Source organism: Bradyrhizobium sp. Kon56, assembly GCF_055807635.1.
In genome coordinates, this window is record NZ_JBVVOU010000009.1 from 262,456 (window position 1) to 281,708 (window position 19,253).

The window sequence follows — 19,253 nt, forward strand, 5'->3', positions numbered from 1 at the left end:
TCAGTGTTGGGCCATTCGGTTGCCGCTGCTGTCGAAGTGCCGAAGAGAGCTCCTCTTCACCGCGAACGCATGCCACTCGCCGGTGCGGATACTTGCCTCGGCTACGTGCGCGCCAGGCAGTTTTGCCGTGATCAGTTGTTCCGAACTAAAGCCTTCTAGCACCCCGTATACGATCCGCTCCGAGCCGAGATATTCCGATCGATCAACCCGGAACGAAAACTCGGCTGCACTTTCATCTTCGACCATGGCCTTGGGTAGGAAGTTCTCGGGGCGGAAGCCGAGGTATTCGCCGCCATTTTGGGTTACGATGTTCATGGGTGGTGCGCCGACAAAGGTTGCGACGAAGAGGTCGGCGGGGTTGTTATAGATTTCGACCGGTGTCCCCACCTGGCGAATCTTTCCCTTATCAATGACGGCGATTCGGTCGCCCATCCCCATGGCCTCAACTTGGTCATGGGTCACGTAGATGGTGGTGAGGCCGACGCGCTGCTGAAATTGCCTGATCTCCTGACGGGCCGACGTGCGCAATTTGGCGTCAAGGTTGGAAAGCGGCTCATCGAGCAGCAGCGCGGTCGGTTCTCGCACGAGCGCGCGCGCCAGCGCGACACGCTGACGTTCTCCCCCCGACAACTGGCGCGGTCGCCGGTCGAGTAGATGGCCAATGCCGAGCAGTTGAGAGGCCCACTCGACCTTCTTGCCGATTGCGGCCCTCGAGACCCGCTGCGTGCGGAGCGGGAACGAGATGTTATTCCGCACTGTGTAGTGAGGATAGAGACCATAGCTTTGGAACATCATCGCCACGCCACGGGCGCGTGGGGGTATCTCGTTTACGATGCGGCCGTCGATCAAAAGATCGCCGCTGGTCTGTCTTTCGAGGCCGCAGATGATCCGCAAGAGCGTCGTCTTGCCACAGCCTGAGGGGCCTAGCAGCACCATGAACTCCCCATCGGGGACCGTCAGACTGATTCCATTGACGGCAGGTACATCGCCCCCAAACGATTTGACAATGTTTTTGGCAAGTACTGCGGCCATTGCACATCCGGACTTCGGCTTGAGCCTCGTCCGTCCTCTCGTTTCCGACCTCGCACACACGCTATCCGCGGCCGAGGCCTAGCTGCCCTGCCATTTTTTGAAGACGGCTTCGGCTTGCTTGGCGGCCCATTTGACCGATTCCTCGGCAGACATCTGGCCAACGGCCGCCTTCGCCATCATGTCGCAGATGACGAAGTCGTTATAGACCTCGTCCACAGCAGGCCACGACGGCCCGGGATAGCCAGGAGCTGCCGACCAGGCATCCGAGCCCTGTAGCACCATCAGTTTGTCGTTTGGCGTAGAGGTCGGGTCGCTCGACAGGATAGGCATTGGCTTCGGCACGAGGTTGGCGAAGCAAGGATTGTTGTAGCCTTCGCTCGCCTTGAATGCCTCCGGCCAATGGTCCGCGTAGTACTTGAGAAAATCGATCGCGCCCTCCCGGTTCTTGGCGAAATTCCAGATGCCGTAGTACTCCGCCGAGCCGCCCATGATCTGGCGCGCCGGTCCCTTTGGCGGCATCATCACGAACGTGTCGTCGGCTCCTTTCGGATTAGTTTTCTGGAATGTCCGGTACGCCGAGATCGGGTTGATGATCATCGAGCCGATACCGGAGGCGAGGTAGCGGTTATTGCTGGAATCGTCCCACGACAGCACTTCGGGCGTCATAGCATCGTTATAGAGTGCCGCTGCGAACTTGACGGCTTCGACCGTCTCCTTCTTATCGAGCACGACATTCTTGCCAGCTTCGTCCTGAAGCGCGCCACCGAAGGCCCACAATAGCCCGCGCCAAGTCGTATTGGGGTCGTTACTATGACCGAGCGAAATGCCCACCGGGTGACCTTTGGCCTTCAGCTTCGCCCCGCCTTTGCGCACATTGTCCCAAGTGTCCGGCGTTATACCGATCTCGTCCCACATGCTCTTGCGATACATCGAGGGAAAGCTGATGTAGAAATCGGGAAAGGCGGACCAGGTCTTGTCGTCCTGGTTGTAGCCGATCTGGCGGCCTATCGTGGAAATCTTGCCGTACTTCTTCTCGGTTGCCTCGACGAGGCCTGTCAGATCGACGAGGAATTTACGATATAGATGCGCTCCCCCGGAGCCGTTCCATCCGAAGATGTCGTGACCCGATCCAGCGGAGGCTTCGGCAGCTGCGCGTGCCGCAATATTCCCCACCGGAATGTGGTCGACGGCGACCGAAACGTTGTTCTTGTCGCCCCAATCTTTAGCAAATGCGTCGAACCATTTATCGTACTCGGGGACGAAGTGGCTCCACTGCACGATTGTCAGCGTCTTGGTATCGGCTAACGCCCGCGTCACGAATGGCGCGGAAATGAGTGGGGCAGCAGCAACCGCAAGGCCGGCCTGCTGCACGAAACGGCGTCTCGTGACGCGCGATCTACGTCCTGTGTCCATCGTCGGTGCCTCCTCTGTTGATTGTCGGTGGGGTGAGGTGCCTCGGGCCGCCGCCTAGCATGAGCACCGGCTTTGGGACCACAATGCCGATGCTCTCACGCTTGGGTATCAGCGCTCTCGCTAAGGTGGCGAATGCCGCCGGTGGGCGGCTAGGGATCAGAGCTGCCCTACCGTCCACGCGCCGCTCCCAGCTACATAGTATGGCTACATCGGCTAGACGGGCGACGAAGTAATCGGCGGGGGTGCCGAGGGGATCGAAGCAATCATGCCATCCAGTCGCACTCCCAAGGCTGGAAGTAACCAGGTTTCGGCGACACTGAACTTCACGTTCGGCTTTTGCGGGAGAGAGGACGTCGATATCGAGCGTTGCCATGAAGGGCTCCTTCCCAGCACCTCGTTTCGTTCAAGGGCTGGGCCCTGTCCCATGAATGCGTTGGTCGATTGAAGGTTTCGTATCTACGTTGGTAGACCTTAGATGCAGTGGTGGTGACTGCATAAACAGATGCAGGCCAACACAATGACCCCCATCCCTATGACGGCCTTTTAGCTCGCAGGTGACGGAGCGAGCTCGCAAACTGCCATTCGCCATCTGGATCACTAGATGTAGAGCGGAAGCTCGCCTCGTCAGCCATCGCGTCACAGACCGCCGCCAGCTTGCACTACCGGTGCCGGATCACTATCGACCATTGCTTCTACGTCTGTGCTGCTCGCGCTTGAACACCCAATGTGCGTTCCCGTACCGAGTTCGTGGCTTGTCCCGGGCTGCGGCGCTGCCGCCTTGACTGGTGGATCGCTTGTCGCAGGTGAATTTGGAGGACTGTCGGCAGATCCTGTCGCCCGATTTGTCATTGAGCTGCCACTGATCTCAAGTCTGGAGTCGATCTTGTGAAGGGCCAAGCGCAGCGCTTCCTTACGTGACAGAAGCGAGACGAGATATGCAGGACGTCACCTCGTTGGCTCTACGTCCGAAAACCCGCCTGTCGAATCCGATTTAGCTCGTTAGGGGACTTCGTCGGCGCTTAGCGGTACGTGACCGTACAGACAGCGTAGCGCCCGTGACCAGCAGACCGAAACGTTAGTTTGTTTTTCACGTTGGTCTTTACATCGTCCGCTTGTGGCGGCGCCACCCCGAAGGCAATTCCAATGAACGTTAGCAATTTTGTTTGGCATCGGCTGTCCGAATGGGGCTTGAGCCGGGTTTATGGGTACCCCGGAGACGGCGTCGGAGGTCTGGACGTCGCTTTAGAAGGCGCCAAGGACAAAATGGAGTACGTGCAGGTCCGGCATGAAGAGATGGCCGCCTTCATGGCCTCGGCGCACGCGAAGTTCACCGGTCAGGTGGGACTTTGCTACGCGACGTCCGGACCGGGTGCAATCCACCTGTTGAATGGCCTGTATGACGCCAAGATGGACCATGTTCCTGTGGTCGCTTTGGTCGGGCAGCAGGCGCGAAGCGCGATCGGAGCCAGCTATCAGCAGGAGGTCGATCTCCAAACACTCTTCCAGGACGTCACGGAGTACGTCGCGCAAGCGAGCGTCCCCGACCAGGTTCGCCACCTGATCGACCGGGCTGTTCGGATCGCGCACTTCAGACGCGCCGTTACGTGCGTGATCTTGCCGAAGGACGTGCAGGAGCTCGACTACAGCGATCCGCCGCTCGCACATGGCGCGACCCACACCGGGCTCGGCTATGCGGGGCCCGCCAAGATACCAAGCGAGGCCTTGCTCCGTGCCGCTGCTGACGTGCTCAACAGGGGCGACAAGGTGGCCATCCTGGTCGGCGCAGGCGCGCTCGAAGCAACGGACGAGGTCATCGCTGTGGCCGAGCGTCTCCAAGCGGGTGTCGCGAAGGCCCTGCTCGGAAAGGCCGCGTTGCCCGACGATCTGCCATTCGTGACCGGCTCTATCGGCTTACTCGGAACCAAGCCCAGTTGGGATCTGATGAAGAACTGCGACACATTCCTCATGGTGGGGTCCGCATTCCCCTACAGCGAGTTCCTGCCCAAGCCGGGAGACGCGCCTGGCGTGCAAATCGATATCGACGGCTCGCGGCTCAGCCTCCGCTATCCCATGGAGGTCAACATCGTTGGCGACAGCGCGGCAACATTGAACGCGCTGCTCCCCCTTCTTGACCAAAAGCAGGACTCGGCTTGGCGGCGGGACATCGAAAGCGGTGTGCGCGATTGGTGGGGCACGTTGGAACGACGTGCCATGAACTCTGCCGATCCGCTCAATCCACAGCGACTGTTCTGGGAGTTGTCCCCGCGGCTTCCAGATGATGCGATCATCACGGCCGACTCCGGGTCCGTGGCGAACTGGTATGCTCGGGATCTGAAGATCCGCCGCGGCATGAAAGCCTCGCTCTCGGGCGGATTGGCTTCACTAGGCGCGGGCACTCCTTACGCGCTCGCGGCCAAGATGGCCTATCCGGACCGGACCGTCATCGCGTGCATGGGGGATGGAGCCATGCAGATGAACGGGCTCAACGTGCTGATCACCATCTCCAAATACTGGAAGGAATGGTCGAATCCCCGACTCATCGTTCTCGTGCTGAACAACCGCGATCTCAATCAAGTCACGTGGGAAGAGCGCATCCAGCTCGGCTCCGGCAAAACGGAATCCACGCAGAGCATCCCGGATTTTCCATATCATCGGTACGCCGAGCTGCTCGGGCTGAAGGGGATTTTTGTTGACGATCCGGACAGGGTAGCAGCCGCCTGGGATGAGGCCCTCGCAGCCGACCGTCCTGTGGTTCTGGAGGCCTACACCGATCCGAACGTGCCGCCCTTGCCCCCGCACATCACGCTCAAGGACGCGAAGAACTTCATCAGCATGATTCCGTCAGAGCCTGAGCTTGGAAGCGTGCTCAGGAACAGCGCAAAGGAGCTGCTGACCAGTATCGTGCCCGGGAAGGAATAGATGAAGCGTGACGTTCCCATCGACCGCCTGCGCGCGCGAGCGTTTTCCGTTCCGACCGATCGGCCGGAAGCAGATGGGACTTTCAGCTGGGATTCGACGACTCTTGTCGTCGTCGAGGCGTGGGCCGGCAACAAGAAAGGCCTAGGCTACACCTATTCGAGCGCATCCATTGCCCGCCTGATCGAAGCCGAATTGTATCCGTCCATCAAAGGTCAGGACTCGATGGCTCCTCAGAGCTCGTGGTCATCCATGCAGCGAGCAGTGCGCAATCTGGGTCGAGAAGGACTCGCGGCGACCGCTATATCCGCGGTGGATGCGGCACTTTATGACCTCAAGGCCCGGCTCCTGGAGATGCCGTTAGTCGGCATGCTGGGCAGCTACCGGCTTCGCGTCCCAATCTACGGGAGCGGAGGCTTCACCACATACTCCGATGATGAACTTCAAGAGCAGCTTGGAGCTTGGGTCGCCGAACAGGGGTGCGCCTACGTCAAGATGAAGGTCGGCTCTCAGCCGAAACGCGACCCCGAGCGAGTGAGGCTCGCCAAGCAAGCGATTGGAGAACGCGCCAGTCTCTTTGTCGATGCAAATGGAGCATATACACCCAAGCAAGCGCTCGAGCTTGCAAACGCTTTCGTCCAGGAAAGCGTGAGCTGGTTCGAGGAGCCCGTCCCCTCAGATGATCTCGATGGCTTGCAAGCGGTTCGCGCGCGCGTCCCCGCTGGAATGGATGTCGCGGCGGGCGAATACGCCTACACGGTGGACTACGTGCGGAGGATGCTCGCCGCGCGCGCGGTCGATGTGCAGCAGGCGGATATGACCCGCTGTGGTGGGATCACCGGTTTCCTCCAGATCGCTGCCCTGTGTGACGCATTTCACGTCGATCTGTCCGCCCATTGTGCGCCTTCGCTGCATCTGCACGCGGCCTGCGCTGCGCCGCGCTTGCGTCACCTGGAATGGTTTCATGACCATGTCCGGATCGAACACCTGCTGTTTGAAGGCGCTCCCGTCCCGAAGAACGGCGTCATCCGCCCCGATCTGTCGCGACCGGGAAACGGGCTGGCTTTCAAAGAGACGGATGCCGCGCCTTATACTGTTTGAGTACACCACATGACACGAACAAGACAGTCAGCTTTCCAGTATGCCGCGGATCTCTCGCGCTCGCTGGCCTACCGGCCGGCAAGCCCGACAGGATCAGTAGTTCTCTGGCGACAAAAGAAATCGACGCAGAAGAAGTCCGTAGTCGCGGCGCGCCGATTGAACCGCGCGGCCGGCGGCCTGGCAGCCTCGGTGCTCGCCGATAGCGCGGTCGAGCACTACCGCGGCTCCTTCAAGAACAAGGCCATGTTCGTGCCGCTCGTCGTATCGGCCGTGACGCTTGCGATGAGTGCCCACGGCACCGCGGACACGCGCCCGGTTGCTCATGGAGCGCGTGATACAACTTATCTGTTGGCCGCCGCGACCGGTCTGATTGGGACCGGCTTTCATTTGTACAACGTGACGAAGAAGGTCGGTGGCTTCAGCTGGCAGAACCTGTTTTATGGCGCGCCTGTCGGCGCTCCCATGGCGATCCTGCTCTCTGGCCTTTTGGGATATTGTTCGGAGCGCGTGCGCGAGAGCAAGCCACAAACAAGGCCCAAGGTCCTCTCGTTGCCAGCCGGTCGGACGATCGCGGCGGTGACCGCAGCTGGGTTGCTGGGGACGACGGGGGAAGTGGGATTGCTGCATTTCCGTGGGGCATTCCACAATCCGGTGATGGCCGTTCCGGTCACCCTGCCGCCGATCGGAGCCGGGTTGCTTCTGGCGGCATCAGCCGGCGCACGATGCCCACATCGGCTCGCGTGCTGGTGGATGCGACTGCTTGTAGGGATGGGCGTGGCAGGGGTCGGTTTTCACGCCTACGGCGTATCGCGGAATATGGGTGGCTGGCGCAATTGGAGCCAAAATCTTCTCAGCGGGCCGCCGCTGCCGGCGCCCCCGAGCTTTGCCGGGCTCGCCCTTGCCGGTCTTGCGGCGCTCGATCTGATGAGGGAGTACCCTGATGCATGACAGGACGCGCCCTGTTACCTCAAGCGAGCCTTATCCCGACTACGACGTTCTGAACAAGTGGGCCGGACCATCATGGAATGACAAGACCCGGGCAGTCGTGGCGCGCCGTTTGGCGATTGCACCCGAGCTGCGGTTCTTCACAGTCCTCGAGTTCGAGACCGTTTCGGCAATCGCCGCCCGCATCCTCCCGCAGCCGGCCGATCGGCCGGAAGTTCCAGTTGCCGCGCTCCTCGACAGCAAGCTGCAGGAAGGTACTTGCGACGGCTATCGCGTTGCCGGAATGCCGCGAGACCGGGAGGCGTGGCGGCAGGGGCTGAAGGCCATCGATGCCGAAGCGCAGCTGGCCTACCAGCGACGTTTCAACGAGATCACCGAAGCGGAGCAAGATGAATTGCTTCGTCGTGCTGAAGCTGGTGCGCTCACCGCTTCGGAGTGGGGCACGATACGCTCTGCGGACTTTTTCAAACGCAGATTATTACGCGACATCGTGCTTGCTTATTACGCACACCCGACCGCCTGGAGCGAGATCGGTTGGGGTGGGCCGGCAAGTCCGCGCGGCTATGTGCGTCTTGATTTCAATGAGCGCGATCCCTGGGAGGCAGCTGAAGCAAAGCCGGGCGCTGAGGACAAGGCAGCGAGGATCAATCGCCATGTCCGATGACCCCCTGCAAAGTCCGCGCGCCAGGAACGGCCGCGCCCCGGATGTCTTCCGACCCGGCGCTTGGGTGCCGATGAGGCAGTACCGCGAGAACGAGGTTGTAGACTTCGCCATCGTGGGAACCGGGGCGGGCGGCGGCACGCTCGCTTGCAAGCTCGCTGAATATGGCTTTTCAGTCGTCGCGTTCGATGCGGGGCCATATTTTCGGCCACTCGAAGACTTTGCCTCCGATGAATCCGAGCAAACCAAGCTTTATTGGACCGACGATCGCATCGTGGACGGGGCTAATCCGCTGCAGCTGGGCAGCAATAACTGTGGCAAGGCCGTCGGAGGCTCGACGGTGCATTTTGCGATGGTGTCGCTTCGCTTCCGACCCGAGTGGTTCAAGGCGCGCACCCTGCTTGGCTATGGGGCCGACTGGCCATTGGATTGGCGCGAGATGTGGGACTATTACACCCAGGTAGAGCAGGCACTGAAGATATCCGGACCGATCAATTATCCCTGGGGCCCGCCGCGACCCCGGTACCCCTATCGAGCCCATCCCCTCAACGCGGCTGCGCGTGCACTCGCGAAGGGTTGCGACGCGATGGGGATCAAGTGGACCGAAACACCACTTGCTACTCTTTCGGCTCCCCGAGGTCTGGCGCACCCTTGCGTCTATCGCGGCTTCTGCGTCGCCGGGTGCTCGACGAACGCGAAGCAGAGCGCCCTCGTGACGTGGATCCCGCGGGCGCTCGCGGCAGGGGCGGAAATCCGGGACCTTGCTATGGTCGGCCTTGTCGAGGTGGGCAGGACCGGTCTCGCCTCGGGCGTGCACTATCATCGTGACGGCAGCTGGCATTTCCAGCGTGCGCACAACGTCGTCGTCGCCGGGTATTCGATCGAAACGCCGAGGCTCTTGTTCAATTCCGCGACGGACAAGTTCCCCGATGGGCTTGCCAACAGCTCGGGTCTGCTCGGGAAGAACCTGATGGCGCAGTCCAATCAGGCAGTGTGGGGCGTGATGGCCGACGAAGTTCGATCCTACAAGGGGCCGCCCTCGCTCGCGATCACCGAGCACTGGAACTACGAGGACAGGGGCAAGGATTTTTTTGGCGGTTACGCCTACATGAGCCAAGGGCCGCTGCCGCAACTCTGGGCGAATACGCAGGCGAGCGCGCACGGCCTGTGGGGGGCCAGGCTGGTCGCCGAAATGAAGAACTACAACCATGTCGTCGGTCTGAAGATCGTCGGTGAAATGCTGCCCCAAGAAAGAAACTGCGTCACCCTGTCTGAGGAGGTCGACCAATACGGTTTGCGAATTCCGCGCGTGACCTACTCATGGTGCGAAAACGACAAGCGTTTGATTGATCATTCGCTCCGGTTCATGAGCCAGGCACTTCGAGCCGTCGATGCCAGGCATATCTGGACCCAGGAGGATGATACCTGCCACTTGAATGGCACTGCGCGAATGGGCACCGATCCTGGAACCAGTGTGGTGAACGCGGATTGCCGAAGCTGGGACATCCAGAATTTGTGGATCTGCGACGGCTCTGTATTTCCGACCGTCGGGGGAGCCAATCCGTCCTTGACCATTCAAGCGATCGCGTGCCGTACCGCCGACCGCATTCGCACTCTCGCGCGTCAGGGAGAGATCAGAATCTGAGCGAACGAGAGTATCTAACGAGAAATAGGTGAAACCCGATGAAGCATAAAATTCTCAGCAAGAACGCAGGCCAGCGAACCTTCGCGGCGGTGCTGGAGACGGGCGAAGAAGCAATGCATTGCTTGGCTGCACTGGCGAAGGAGCAACATATCTCGGCTGCACAAATAACTGGGATCGGCGCCTTCAGCGAGGTCGTTCTGAAATATTTTGATTGGGAAAAGAAGGAGTATTTGGAGAACCCCCTCAACGAGCAGGTGGAAGTGGCATCTCTGATCGGCGACGTCGCTCTGGCGCCCTCAGGCGAGCCCTCGATCCACGTTCATTTGGTGGTGGGCAAGCGCGATGGGGCGGCGCTGGCCGGGCATTTGGGATCAGGGCTGGTCCGTCCCACACTCGAGGTCATCGTTACGGAAAGCCCGACGCATTTGCGCAAGAGAAAGGATGCTGAAAGCGGCTTGGCGCTGATCAGGTTGGAGGATTGACATGCGAGAGCTCGGCTGCACCATTTGGGCGATTCCGGAGGGCTATATTCCCAGCGGTAGCGTTAGCGAGGCCCACGATCTCGTCTCGCACGAAACAGCTTGCTTCCTGAACACGGGAGACCGCGACGCCGAGGTCAGGATCACGTTGTTCTTCGAAAACCGGGACCACGTGGGGCCCTACGTCCTGACCGTACCTGCCAGGCGAACGCTGCACATGCGCTTCAATGATCTTGCCGACCCCGCGCCCGTGCCACGTGATACCAGCTACGCCTCGCTCATCGAGGCGAGTGCACCGATTGTGGTTCAGCATACAAGGCTTGATTCGCGCCAGCCGGCAATGGCGTTGCTGACCACGGTCGCCTTTCCAGCGAATTAGGCTAGGAGTGCATCCGCTCAGTGCTATGAACATCAGGAGCGAGCCGTGAATAATCTGCCAGTCAACCAAAGTCAGGTCGTCGTCATCACCGGTGCCTCTGCAGGAGTTGGCCGGGCGGCGGCGCACCGTTTCGCGCGCGCGGGGTTCTCCATGGGGCTCATTGCACGGGACGCGACAGCTCTCCAGGACGTGCGGGACGAAGTCGAAAAGCTCGGAGGCCGGGCCGTCGTTCTCGCTCTCGATGTCGCGGATGCCGAGGCGGTATTTGCGGCCGCTGACCGAGTCGCAGCAACCTTCGGACACATCGATGTATGGGTGAACGACGCAATGGTCACCGTCTTTTCGCCGTCGTGGGAAATGACACCTGATGAATTCCGCCGCGTCACCGAGGTGACCTATCTCGGATTCGTGCACGGCACGATGGCCGCACTTCGCCACATGCGACCGGCAAATCGAGGATCGATCATCCAGATCGGCTCGGCATTGGCCTATCGCGGCATTCCGCTGCAGTCGGCCTATTGCGGAGCTAAGCACGCCATCAGAGGCTTCACCGATTCGCTGCGAGCCGAGCTTATCCATGATCGGAGCGCCATCAATTTGACCATGCTGCAGTTGCCGGCCGTCAACACGCCGCAGTTTGACTGGGCTAGGGCCCACATGCGCCGGTCGCCGCGGCCGGTGGCTCCCGTCGTCGAGCCCGAACTGATAGCGGACGTCGTATTCAGGGCTGCGAACAAGCCGGCGCGGGAATATTGGATAGGCTTGAGCACCCTCAAGCTCATCTTGGGTAACATGATCATGCCCAAGTTCCTGGACAGCTATCTCGCGAAGGTTTGCATCGGAGGACAGCAGACTGAGCACCCGATCGGTCCCGACCGAATAGACAATCTCTACCAGCCCGTGCACTCGCTTCACCGCACGCGCGGCAGCTTCAGTGCGGAATCCGGGACCACGGCTCTTCTGGCACCTGGCTCCCTCAGTCGGTGGGTGCCCTACGCTGCGACGGTACTTGGAGGGGCCGCCCTCGGGTTGTTCTTTGCATTGAACAGGCCCCAAAAGCAGCTTCAGCGCGCCCAACGCAAAAGGCCGTTTCGCGGAGGTAGACACGTTCGGCAAGTAGTGTTGAGCCGGAATTCGGACCGATGGTCTGGTTGATTTCACCGAGCACGGCCCCACGATGCGAAGTCTTAAGACCTCGCGCTGAAATCAAAAAAGGAGGAACGTAAAATGAAATACATTGCGGTAAGAACGTTTGAATTATTGCTTGCAGCGTCAATGGCGGTGACGACTGCACACGCGGCCGAAAACAAGGTTGTGATCGGCGATATAGACGACATGTCCGGCCTCTATGCCGACGTGATCGGCCCCGGCGGCGTCGAGGCGGCCAAGATGGCGATCGAGGATTTTGGCGGCAGCGTGCTAGGTAACAAGATCGAGATCATGGTCTCCGATCACCAGAACAAGCCCGACGTCGGAGCGCAAAAATTTCGCGAATGGGCCGATCGCGACGGCGTTACGATGATTCTCGGCGGATCGAACACGGGAGTTAGCCTGGCGATGAACAATGTGGCCAAGGAGAAGAAAATTCCGTTCATCGCTATCGGCGCAGCCGGCGCATCACTGACCGGCAAGGACTGCACACCCTATACGGTGCACTACGTCTACGACACGACGGCGCTCGGCAACGGTACGGCCAAAACCATAGTGAAGCAGGGCGGTAAAACCTGGTTCTTTCTCACCGCCGACTACGCCTTTGGCACCCAGTTGCAGGAGTCCGCCTCGAAGGTCGTCGAGGCCAATGGCGGCAAGGTCACTGGCGCCGTGCGCGTTCCGCTCTCCACGTCGGATTTCTCGAGCTATCTGCTACAGGCGCAAAACGCGGGTGCGCAGGTGCTTGGACTGGCCAATGCCGGCAACGACTTCACTAACTCAATCAAGGCTGCCGACGAGTTCGGCATCGCCAGGACAATGAAGCCCGCCGCATTGCTCGCCTTCATCAGCGACATTCACAGCCTCGGTCTCAAGACCGCACAGGGCCTCTACCTCACCACGGGCTGGTATTGGGATCTCAACGACAAGACCCGCACCTTTGCCAAGCGCTACTATGAGAAGACGAAGCGCGAGCCCACTATGAATCAGGCGGGCTATTATTCGGCGACCATGACCTATCTCAACGCGGTCAAGGCTGTCGGCTCCACCAATTCAGATAAGGTGATGGCCGAGCTCAAGAAGATGAAGATCGACGATATGTTCACCAGCAACGGCAAGATCCGTGCCGACGGCCTGATGGAGCATGAGATGTATATCATGCAGGTCAAGAAACCCGAGGAATCCAAACAGCCTTGGGACTACTACAAACTCATTCACACTATGTCGGGCGAAGAAGCATTCGGGAAGCTGTCCGACTCCGCCTGTCCGCTGGTTGCACACTGATAGTGGTGTTGCAATCGCTTGGTCGCAGGGAGGAGCGCACCCGCAGGTGCGCTCTTGTTGGAGTGCGGAATGCGAGCGCCTTTCCGCCGTTCACGCAGCGTTGCATATAACTCGGATCGCTGCGCCCGCAAAACGCCCACTTCCCGCTCTGCCGACGAGAGCACCTGCCGAGGCGTGCACGCAGGCATCGAGGAGGACGCGGGCGTCCGGAGACTGGGTACGCGAGGCTAGGCGGGCACCTTCAGAGAATTGAGACGCTTGCGGAGAAATGCCAGCACCACGATCTCGTCGGAAGTGAGCTTGGCGTACTGGCGCTTGAATTTCTGCGCGATCTTGGCATCAATCATCTTCACGAGGTCACCGGACATGTAGGCGTTCAGGACTTCCGGGTGCACGTAGCACTTGCGGCAGATGGCCGGTGTGTTGCCGAGCTGCTTCGAGACGCTTTCGATCGCGGCGACGACGTTGCGCTTCGCCTCAGCCTGGCTGTCGTACTTCTTGAATTCGGCAAGCGCCAACGCCGCCAGAACGGTTCCCGCCCAAGTCCGAAAATCCTTGGCGCTGAAGTCCTCGCCCGTGATGTCCTTGATGTAGGCGTTGACGTCGCCGGAATCGACGGTGCGGGGCTGTCCGTCGTCGTCCAGGTACTTGAAGAGCTCATGTCCCGGGATCTCCGCGCAGCGCTTCACGATCGCGGCTATCCGCTTGTCCTCGACGCGAAGCTTCCATTGTTTGCCCGACTTGCCCGTGAAGTCGAAACGAAGGACGCCGCGCCCGACTGCGACGTGCTTGCGGCGCATGGTGGTGATCCCGTAGGACTTGTTTTTCTCGGCGTACTCGGCGTTGCCGACCCGGATCAACGTCTTTTCCAGAAGACTAACGATCGTGGCCAGCACCTTCTCGCGGGGCAGTCCGTCCCGCTTCATGTCGGCAGCGACCCGTTCCCGCAGCGCGGGCAGCGCGGCAGCGAACAGGACGATATGCTCATACTTGTTCTGGTCTCGGAGCTCGCGCCACTTCGGATGGTAGCGATACTGCTTGCGACCCCGCGCATCGAGCCCGGTTGCCTGGATGTGCCCGTTCGACGACGGGCAGATCCACACGGACTCGTAGGCCGGCGGGATGCCGATGGATTTGATGCGTCGGATGACGGCGGCATCGGTGATGCGCTTGCCGTCCTTGTCGTAGTAGCTGAAAGTGGTTCCAGTTCGCTTGCGCGTGTACCCCGGCGCGGAGTCGCTGACGTACCGGAGCCCTTCTTCCGCGATGGTGGCCGCGACCTCGGCGCTGCGGTCCAGAACCTCTTCTTCGTTGCTGGCTTGGCGGAGCATGGGCCGGCCCCCTCGGAAGCACCCGGGGATCGAGGCTCCACTCTTTCTCAAGGGATGAAGACACCGGTTGGTTCCGCTCTGAGATCGGACGCGAGGTGTGGATCAGTGGCCCTCCAGAATAGCGGGACCTCAGATGGCGGCGCCGGTCCGGTTCCTTTCGACAAGGCGCTGCGCAGTCGATGACGGCATGGTCCAGCTTCAGACAATCGCCACAAATTTCACCGACACGCTTCCCACAGTCAGTCTGCACGAAGGCCACTATGCCCCAGTATTCGCTCGATGCGTTGCGCCGGCGCTATGTCGTCGAGAAAAGACCGCTCGAGGCCGGCGTCGAGCAGATCTTGCGGGCCGACGCCCGCGCGGGAGCCCGTGCCATCCTGGCTTCAATCGACAAGCGGCGCTCCGAAAATAGGTCCGAAGGGCAGCGCCTCCGTAAGATGTTCCGGTTCGAGACCTCTCTCTGGGAAAGCGGCCATCATGCCGTGGCAGGCGTGGACGAGGCGGGAATGAGCCCTCTCGGCGGGCCAGTCTCTGCTGGCGCCGTGATCCTGAAGCCCGGCACGCGGATAATCGGAATCGACGACTCGAAAAAGCTCGATGCCGCCGCTCGCGAAGAACTCGCGAAAGAAATCAAGGAAAAGGCAGAGAGTTGGTGTGTAGCATTCGTCGAGGTCGAGGAGATCGACGCAATCAACATCTATTGGGCAGGGATCGAGGCGATGCAGCGGGCGGTCCGGGGGCTAGGGTTGACGCCGCAGCACTTGCTGATCGATGCGAAGCGGTTGAAGGAAATCGACATCCCTCAGCAGGCTATCGTTAAAGGCGACGCCAAGTCCGCCAGCATTGCGGCCGCCTCCATCCTGGCGAAGGTCGAGCGCGACACGGTCATGCGGACGCTCGATGTGCGCCACCCCGGCTACGGATTCGCGGATCACAAGGGCTACCCGGTGCCGGCTCATTATGAGGCGCTCGCCAGGCTTGGTGCATGCGCAGCTCACCGCAGGTCGTTCGGACCTGTACGCAAGGCGCTCGGGCTGCCGCCCCTGCCGCCGTGGCCTTCCGCGTCCGAGCGTACGGCCAGCTGAACTGCAGGCGTGCGCTTCGTCTCCGGGGCATTATTTCCGCGACCACTTCTTTTCACGAACGACGTGCTTGGCGTTCTTGTCGGACCTGAGGCCGAGATAGACTGGCTGGCGCAGCTCGCCCTTGCTGGTCCACTCCGCGAATTTCACTTCCGCGACCAACGAAGGACGCACCCAGGTCGTAACCCGTTCATCCTTCACCTTGCCAGGGAAGGGCGACTTGGCTGTCTTGAGCCTCACGAGCTTGCGGTGAAGCTCTTCGAGAACTTGGTGGCTGAAACCGGTGCCGACGTGGCCGATGTACCGCCATGTATCGTCGTCGCGTATCGCCAGCACGAGGGCGCCGAAGAAGGGCCGGGTTCGCCTCGGCGCCGTGAAGCCGGCGATCACTACCTCCTGCCGCTGCGCGGTCTTCACCTTCAGCCAATCGGCGGTCCGGCGTCCGGACGCGTACGGGCTGCCGGCGCGCTTGGCCATGATGCCTTCGAGATGTCTCAGCTCGGCTTGTGCAAAGAACTTTGTGCCGCTGCCTTTGCGGTGGTTGCTGAACGCGATGAGCTTGTGGCGCGGCAGGAGGGCTTTGAGCCGCTTCTTGCGCTCGAGAAGCGGCAGCGCGCGCAGGTCCTCGCCCGCTGCGAACATGAGGTCGAACGCGCAGTACAAAAGCTTGGCCTCGTGACGCAGGGCGTTTTGAAGCAACTGGAAATGGGATACGCCGTCCTTCCCGATCGCAACGAGCTCGCCATCGATCACGGCGTCCGCCTTCACTCCCTCAAGTGCTTTCGCGACCTCGACATAGGAGTGGCTGATGATCTTCCCGTTGCGGCTGTAGAGCGCGACCCGACCACGCCGGATTTCCGCGACCATGCGGAAACCATCGAATTTGTCCTCGAAGACCCAATCGGGATCGTCGAACGGCGCATCCGTGAGCGTGGCCAACATGGGCTGCAGGCGATAAGGCAGGGTCGACTTGCGGGCCATGGTAGGCTCTTTCTACACGGCCGGCAGAGGCCGAAACGAGGAGGACGGAGGGCGAGCCCGCGCGGTATCACCAGCCCCGACCATCCCGCCGGCCCGTACCACGCCCAGCACCCCAGATTTGAACGGAGGGCCCGTTTCCGCCGACGAGAGCACCTGTTGCTTAAGGCCGGGCTGGAAGCGGTCGATCAGAGCGCAAGGCGTCCGGAGGCCGGTCAGCTCCACGATCGCCGTTGGTCCAAGCTCGATGAGCGTCCGGAGAGGCATCCGCTCGAGGTCCAGACCGGCAGTGGTGATATTCTCGCCCAGGTCCCCCGCTGCGACCTGGAAGCGGGCATCGGAAAGGGATGCAAAGAGCTCGGTCGGGATGAGGTGCACCTGCCGGAGATTGGGTAGGCGCGGCTGCCGACGGGCGAGATACCGGTGCTTGACGAACGCGCCAGCGTGGGCGTCGCCTTCGACGCCATGGCCTTCCACCAGCATGATCCGGTCCTGCGGCGGTTTGCTGAAGTGGTGATCGCGATCGGCGGCAACTGCGACCACGGTGCCCTCCAGCGAGAAGCCGTGCCCTTGCTGCATCAGGCCGCCCGGGCGAACGAGCGCCGCTTCTGGCGGAGGTAGCGCGTGATCTCCGGAAGAGCCATCGCGTTCAGGACCCGGTCGGCGGGGACACCGCCCTTCCGAGCCATCTCGACGCCCCAGTGCATGTGGTCGAGCTCGGGGATCGAGTGCGCGTCCGGATTGATGCTCATCAAGCAGCCGAACTCAAGGGCGGCCTGGTGCCAGCGCCAATCCAGGTCGAGGCGCCATGGATGGGCGTTGATCTCCACCACGACGTCATGCTTGGCACAGGCGCGCAGCACCTTGTCGACATCGATCTCGTAGCCTGGTCGCCGCTGCAGCTGGCGCCCGGTCATGTGGCCGATGATGGTGGTGTGAGGATCGGAGATGGCCGAAGCAGGCGCTGCGTCTGCGCCTTGCGGTCGAGTTTGAAATGGCCGTGGATGCTCGCGACCACAAAGTCGAAGCGCTGCAGCACGTCGTCTGCATAGTCCAGCGAGCCGTCGGCCAGAATGTCGGACTCGATGCCTTTCAGGATCCGGAAATCCTTGCCGAAGCGCTTGTTCAACCGGTCCGCGTCCCGGTGCTGCTGCGCGATCTCTTCCTCCGAGAGACCGCCGGCGTAGTGCGCGGACTTGGAGTGGTCGGCGACCCCGAAATACTCGAAGCCGCGCTGGCGCGTCGCCTTGGCCATCGTCTCCAAGGTCTCCGTGCCGTCGGAGGCATCGGTGTGGCAGTGAAGGATTCCGCGCAGGTCCTTGTCAGTGACGAGCTTCGGCAACTTGCCCTTCAGCGCCAGCTCGACCTCGCCGCGGCCCTCACGGAGTTCAGGATCGATGAACGGCAGGCCGAGGGCACTATAGATCTGGGCCTCGTCGCCGGCGATCAGAGTGCGCCCCTTGTGCAAGCCGTCGGCTTCCAACCGCATCTCTTTCTCGACGGCTAACGTCCGGAGCTGCTCGATGTGAGCGGCCGAGCCGGTCGCGAAGAGAAGAGTGGCGCCGAAGTTCTTGCGGTCGGACAGGCGGACCTGGAGTCCGTCCGCGGGCGAAGCACTCGCCGCCTTCTCGATCTTGGCAGCCTCCGCGATGATCGTGAGCTCGCCGACGAGTTCGCAGCCGCGGCGGAAGTCGCCTGCGATCGTCACCCGCTTGAGCTCCGGCCCGGCCTTCCGCAGAGAATCCTTGGCGTGCGCGAGCAGGGCGGCGGCACGGTGCAGATGGAGGCGACCTTCTCCGCTTTTCGCGATGGCCAGGTTCTGCAGAATCTTGGTCTGCAGCGCCGCGCCCAGTCCCTTGGCCTTCTTGATGCGATCGTCCTTGGCGGCGGCCTCCAGCTCGGCGAGAGAGCCAACGCCGAGATCCTTGTAGAGACGCAGCACCTTCTCAGGGCGGAGACCGGGCACAGAAAGCATCTCGAGCACACCCCCGGGTATCTCCTTCCGGAGCTTCTCAAGGCTCGGATGAGAGCCCGTCTTGTGAAGCTTGGTGATGATGTCGGCGATCGCTTCGCCGACGCCGGGGATTTCGGTCAGTCGGTCCTCGGCGATGAGCACGTCCAGGGGGACGCAAGGGCCGCCAGGCTGTCTGCGGCCCGCGTGTAGGCTTTGGCCCTGTAGGGGTTCCCACCACGCAACGCCGTCCGCTGTGCGTATTCTCGCAGGAGACTGACGATCGTGCGAACGTCGACGGAGGCCACTCAACGAGCCTCCCGTTCCGCGCCTCGCCTCACCGGAGCAAAGGCTCGTTTAGCCGGTGGGCCGTCATCGCGGCGGCGATCGAGAGATGCCTCAAGTTTTTGCGCTGCCCGGAAGTCCTCAAGGTGCTGCGTGTTCGGGCTGTAAGCGGCCTTCTTGAGGAGATTGTAAATTCGCGCCGCAACCAGCTGCAGATGCTTCATTCTGCCGCGCGGCAGCGATCGGGCTTTGCAAAGAGCCCGGACGGCGTAGGCGCGGAAGTAATCAAACGCGTCGGACATGGTCTCGGTAAACGCCCATTCCCGCCTATAGTTCGGTCGACATCGTCAGCCCGCAGGTCCGTTATGATCAACATTTAGGCGTGCGCCTATAATCGTCAGCACCCACAGCTCAGCGCGTGGCGAGAACAATGGAGGCAGGGCCGATGAAAGCGCAACTGCAACATTCGTTTGCGGCCGCGCCTGTTCGAAACGTCAGACGTCACGTTTTCGGACTTGGTTGGGGCATAGGTGCGGCTTGAGGAGTTTGAGAAGGTGTCGGATTGCTCTGCTGCTGAAGCGCCGCGGGGTCGCCGCCCGCATGAGGGACGCACGTACCGATG

The 19,253-nt window shown here is 61.3% G+C and carries 16 protein-coding genes and 1 pseudogene; 10 read left to right on the forward strand and 7 right to left on the reverse strand.

Annotated elements, in window-relative coordinates; translation table 11 throughout:
- Complete coding sequence (locus AC0L3B_RS17620) at positions 1-1,032, reverse strand: ABC transporter ATP-binding protein (RefSeq protein ID WP_231190013.1); 1,032 nt, start codon at positions 1,030-1,032, stop codon at positions 1-3.
- Between the two features lie 78 nt (positions 1,033-1,110).
- On the reverse strand, positions 1,111-2,445 hold the full coding sequence (locus AC0L3B_RS17625) for an ABC transporter substrate-binding protein (protein WP_246776093.1): 1,335 nt from the start codon (positions 2,443-2,445) through the stop codon (positions 1,111-1,113).
- A gap of 1,143 nt (positions 2,446-3,588) precedes the next feature.
- Here AC0L3B_RS17625 and AC0L3B_RS17630 point away from each other — a divergent pair.
- From AC0L3B_RS17630 to AC0L3B_RS17670, 9 genes are all read left to right on the forward strand, one after another.
- Complete coding sequence (locus AC0L3B_RS17630) at positions 3,589-5,364, forward strand: thiamine pyrophosphate-requiring protein (RefSeq protein WP_473380805.1); 1,776 nt, start codon at positions 3,589-3,591, stop codon at positions 5,362-5,364.
- The gene (locus AC0L3B_RS17635; protein WP_456653486.1) at positions 5,365-6,462 is read left to right on the forward strand and encodes an enolase C-terminal domain-like protein; all 1,098 of its coding nucleotides are present in this window, start codon (positions 5,365-5,367) and stop codon (positions 6,460-6,462) included. It begins immediately after the preceding gene.
- Between the two features lie 156 nt (positions 6,463-6,618).
- The gene (locus AC0L3B_RS17640; RefSeq protein WP_473380806.1) at positions 6,619-7,410 is read left to right on the forward strand and encodes a hypothetical protein; all 792 of its coding nucleotides are present in this window, start codon (positions 6,619-6,621) and stop codon (positions 7,408-7,410) included.
- Positions 7,403-8,071 carry a gluconate 2-dehydrogenase subunit 3 family protein gene (locus tag AC0L3B_RS17645; RefSeq protein WP_473296963.1) on the forward strand — a complete coding sequence of 223 codons (669 nt, stop codon included), beginning with the start codon at positions 7,403-7,405 and terminating at the stop codon, positions 8,069-8,071. The genes AC0L3B_RS17640 and AC0L3B_RS17645 overlap by 8 nt, the downstream gene beginning before the upstream one ends.
- Positions 8,061-9,713: a GMC family oxidoreductase gene (locus AC0L3B_RS17650; protein ID WP_473296964.1), complete on the forward strand. Its 1,653-nt coding sequence runs from the start codon at positions 8,061-8,063 to the stop codon at positions 9,711-9,713. Before AC0L3B_RS17645 ends, AC0L3B_RS17650 begins: the two co-directional genes overlap by 11 nt.
- A 38-nt stretch (positions 9,714-9,751) precedes the next feature.
- Complete coding sequence (locus AC0L3B_RS17655) at positions 9,752-10,195, forward strand: PPC domain-containing DNA-binding protein (RefSeq protein ID WP_368507786.1); 444 nt, start codon at positions 9,752-9,754, stop codon at positions 10,193-10,195.
- A gap of 1 nt (position 10,196) precedes the next feature.
- A complete protein-coding gene (locus tag AC0L3B_RS17660; RefSeq protein WP_473380807.1) occupies positions 10,197-10,571 on the forward strand; it encodes a sensory rhodopsin transducer in 375 nt (124 codons plus the stop codon).
- Positions 10,572-10,625: 54 nt separating this feature from the next.
- Positions 10,626-11,726: an SDR family oxidoreductase gene (locus tag AC0L3B_RS17665; protein ID WP_368509101.1), complete on the forward strand. Its 1,101-nt coding sequence runs from the start codon at positions 10,626-10,628 to the stop codon at positions 11,724-11,726.
- 72 nt (positions 11,727-11,798) lie between these two features.
- Positions 11,799-13,004: an ABC transporter substrate-binding protein gene (locus AC0L3B_RS17670; protein WP_456653490.1), complete on the forward strand. Its 1,206-nt coding sequence runs from the start codon at positions 11,799-11,801 to the stop codon at positions 13,002-13,004.
- 227 nt (positions 13,005-13,231) lie between these two features.
- Here AC0L3B_RS17670 and AC0L3B_RS17675 read toward each other — a convergent pair whose 3' ends face one another.
- Positions 13,232-14,335, reverse strand: coding sequence for a DNA topoisomerase IB (locus tag AC0L3B_RS17675; protein WP_473380808.1), 1,104 nt, complete (start codon positions 14,333-14,335; stop codon positions 13,232-13,234).
- A 260-nt stretch (positions 14,336-14,595) separates the two neighbouring features.
- On the opposite strand from AC0L3B_RS17675, the gene AC0L3B_RS17680 reads away from it, so the two are divergent.
- The gene (locus AC0L3B_RS17680) at positions 14,596-15,420 is read left to right on the forward strand and encodes a ribonuclease HII (protein ID WP_473380809.1); all 825 of its coding nucleotides are present in this window, start codon (positions 14,596-14,598) and stop codon (positions 15,418-15,420) included.
- A gap of 30 nt (positions 15,421-15,450) precedes the next feature.
- On the opposite strand, the gene ligD is transcribed toward AC0L3B_RS17680, so the two are convergent.
- From ligD to AC0L3B_RS17700, 4 genes and pseudogenes are all read right to left on the reverse strand, one after another.
- Entirely contained in the window at positions 15,451-16,398 is a 948-nt protein-coding gene (ligD, locus tag AC0L3B_RS17685) for a non-homologous end-joining DNA ligase (RefSeq protein ID WP_473380810.1), read from the reverse strand.
- 12 nt (positions 16,399-16,410) lie between these two features.
- Positions 16,411-16,974: an MOSC domain-containing protein gene (locus AC0L3B_RS17690; RefSeq protein WP_473380811.1), complete on the reverse strand. Its 564-nt coding sequence runs from the start codon at positions 16,972-16,974 to the stop codon at positions 16,411-16,413.
- Positions 16,974-18,654: pseudogene (locus AC0L3B_RS17695) on the reverse strand (helix-hairpin-helix domain-containing protein). Before AC0L3B_RS17695 ends, AC0L3B_RS17690 begins: the two are co-directional and overlap by 1 nt.
- Positions 18,655-18,933 (reverse strand): hypothetical protein, encoded by a 279-nt coding sequence (locus AC0L3B_RS17700; RefSeq protein WP_473380812.1) that lies wholly within the window; start codon positions 18,931-18,933, stop codon positions 18,655-18,657.
- Between the last annotated feature and the right edge of the window lie 320 nt (positions 18,934-19,253).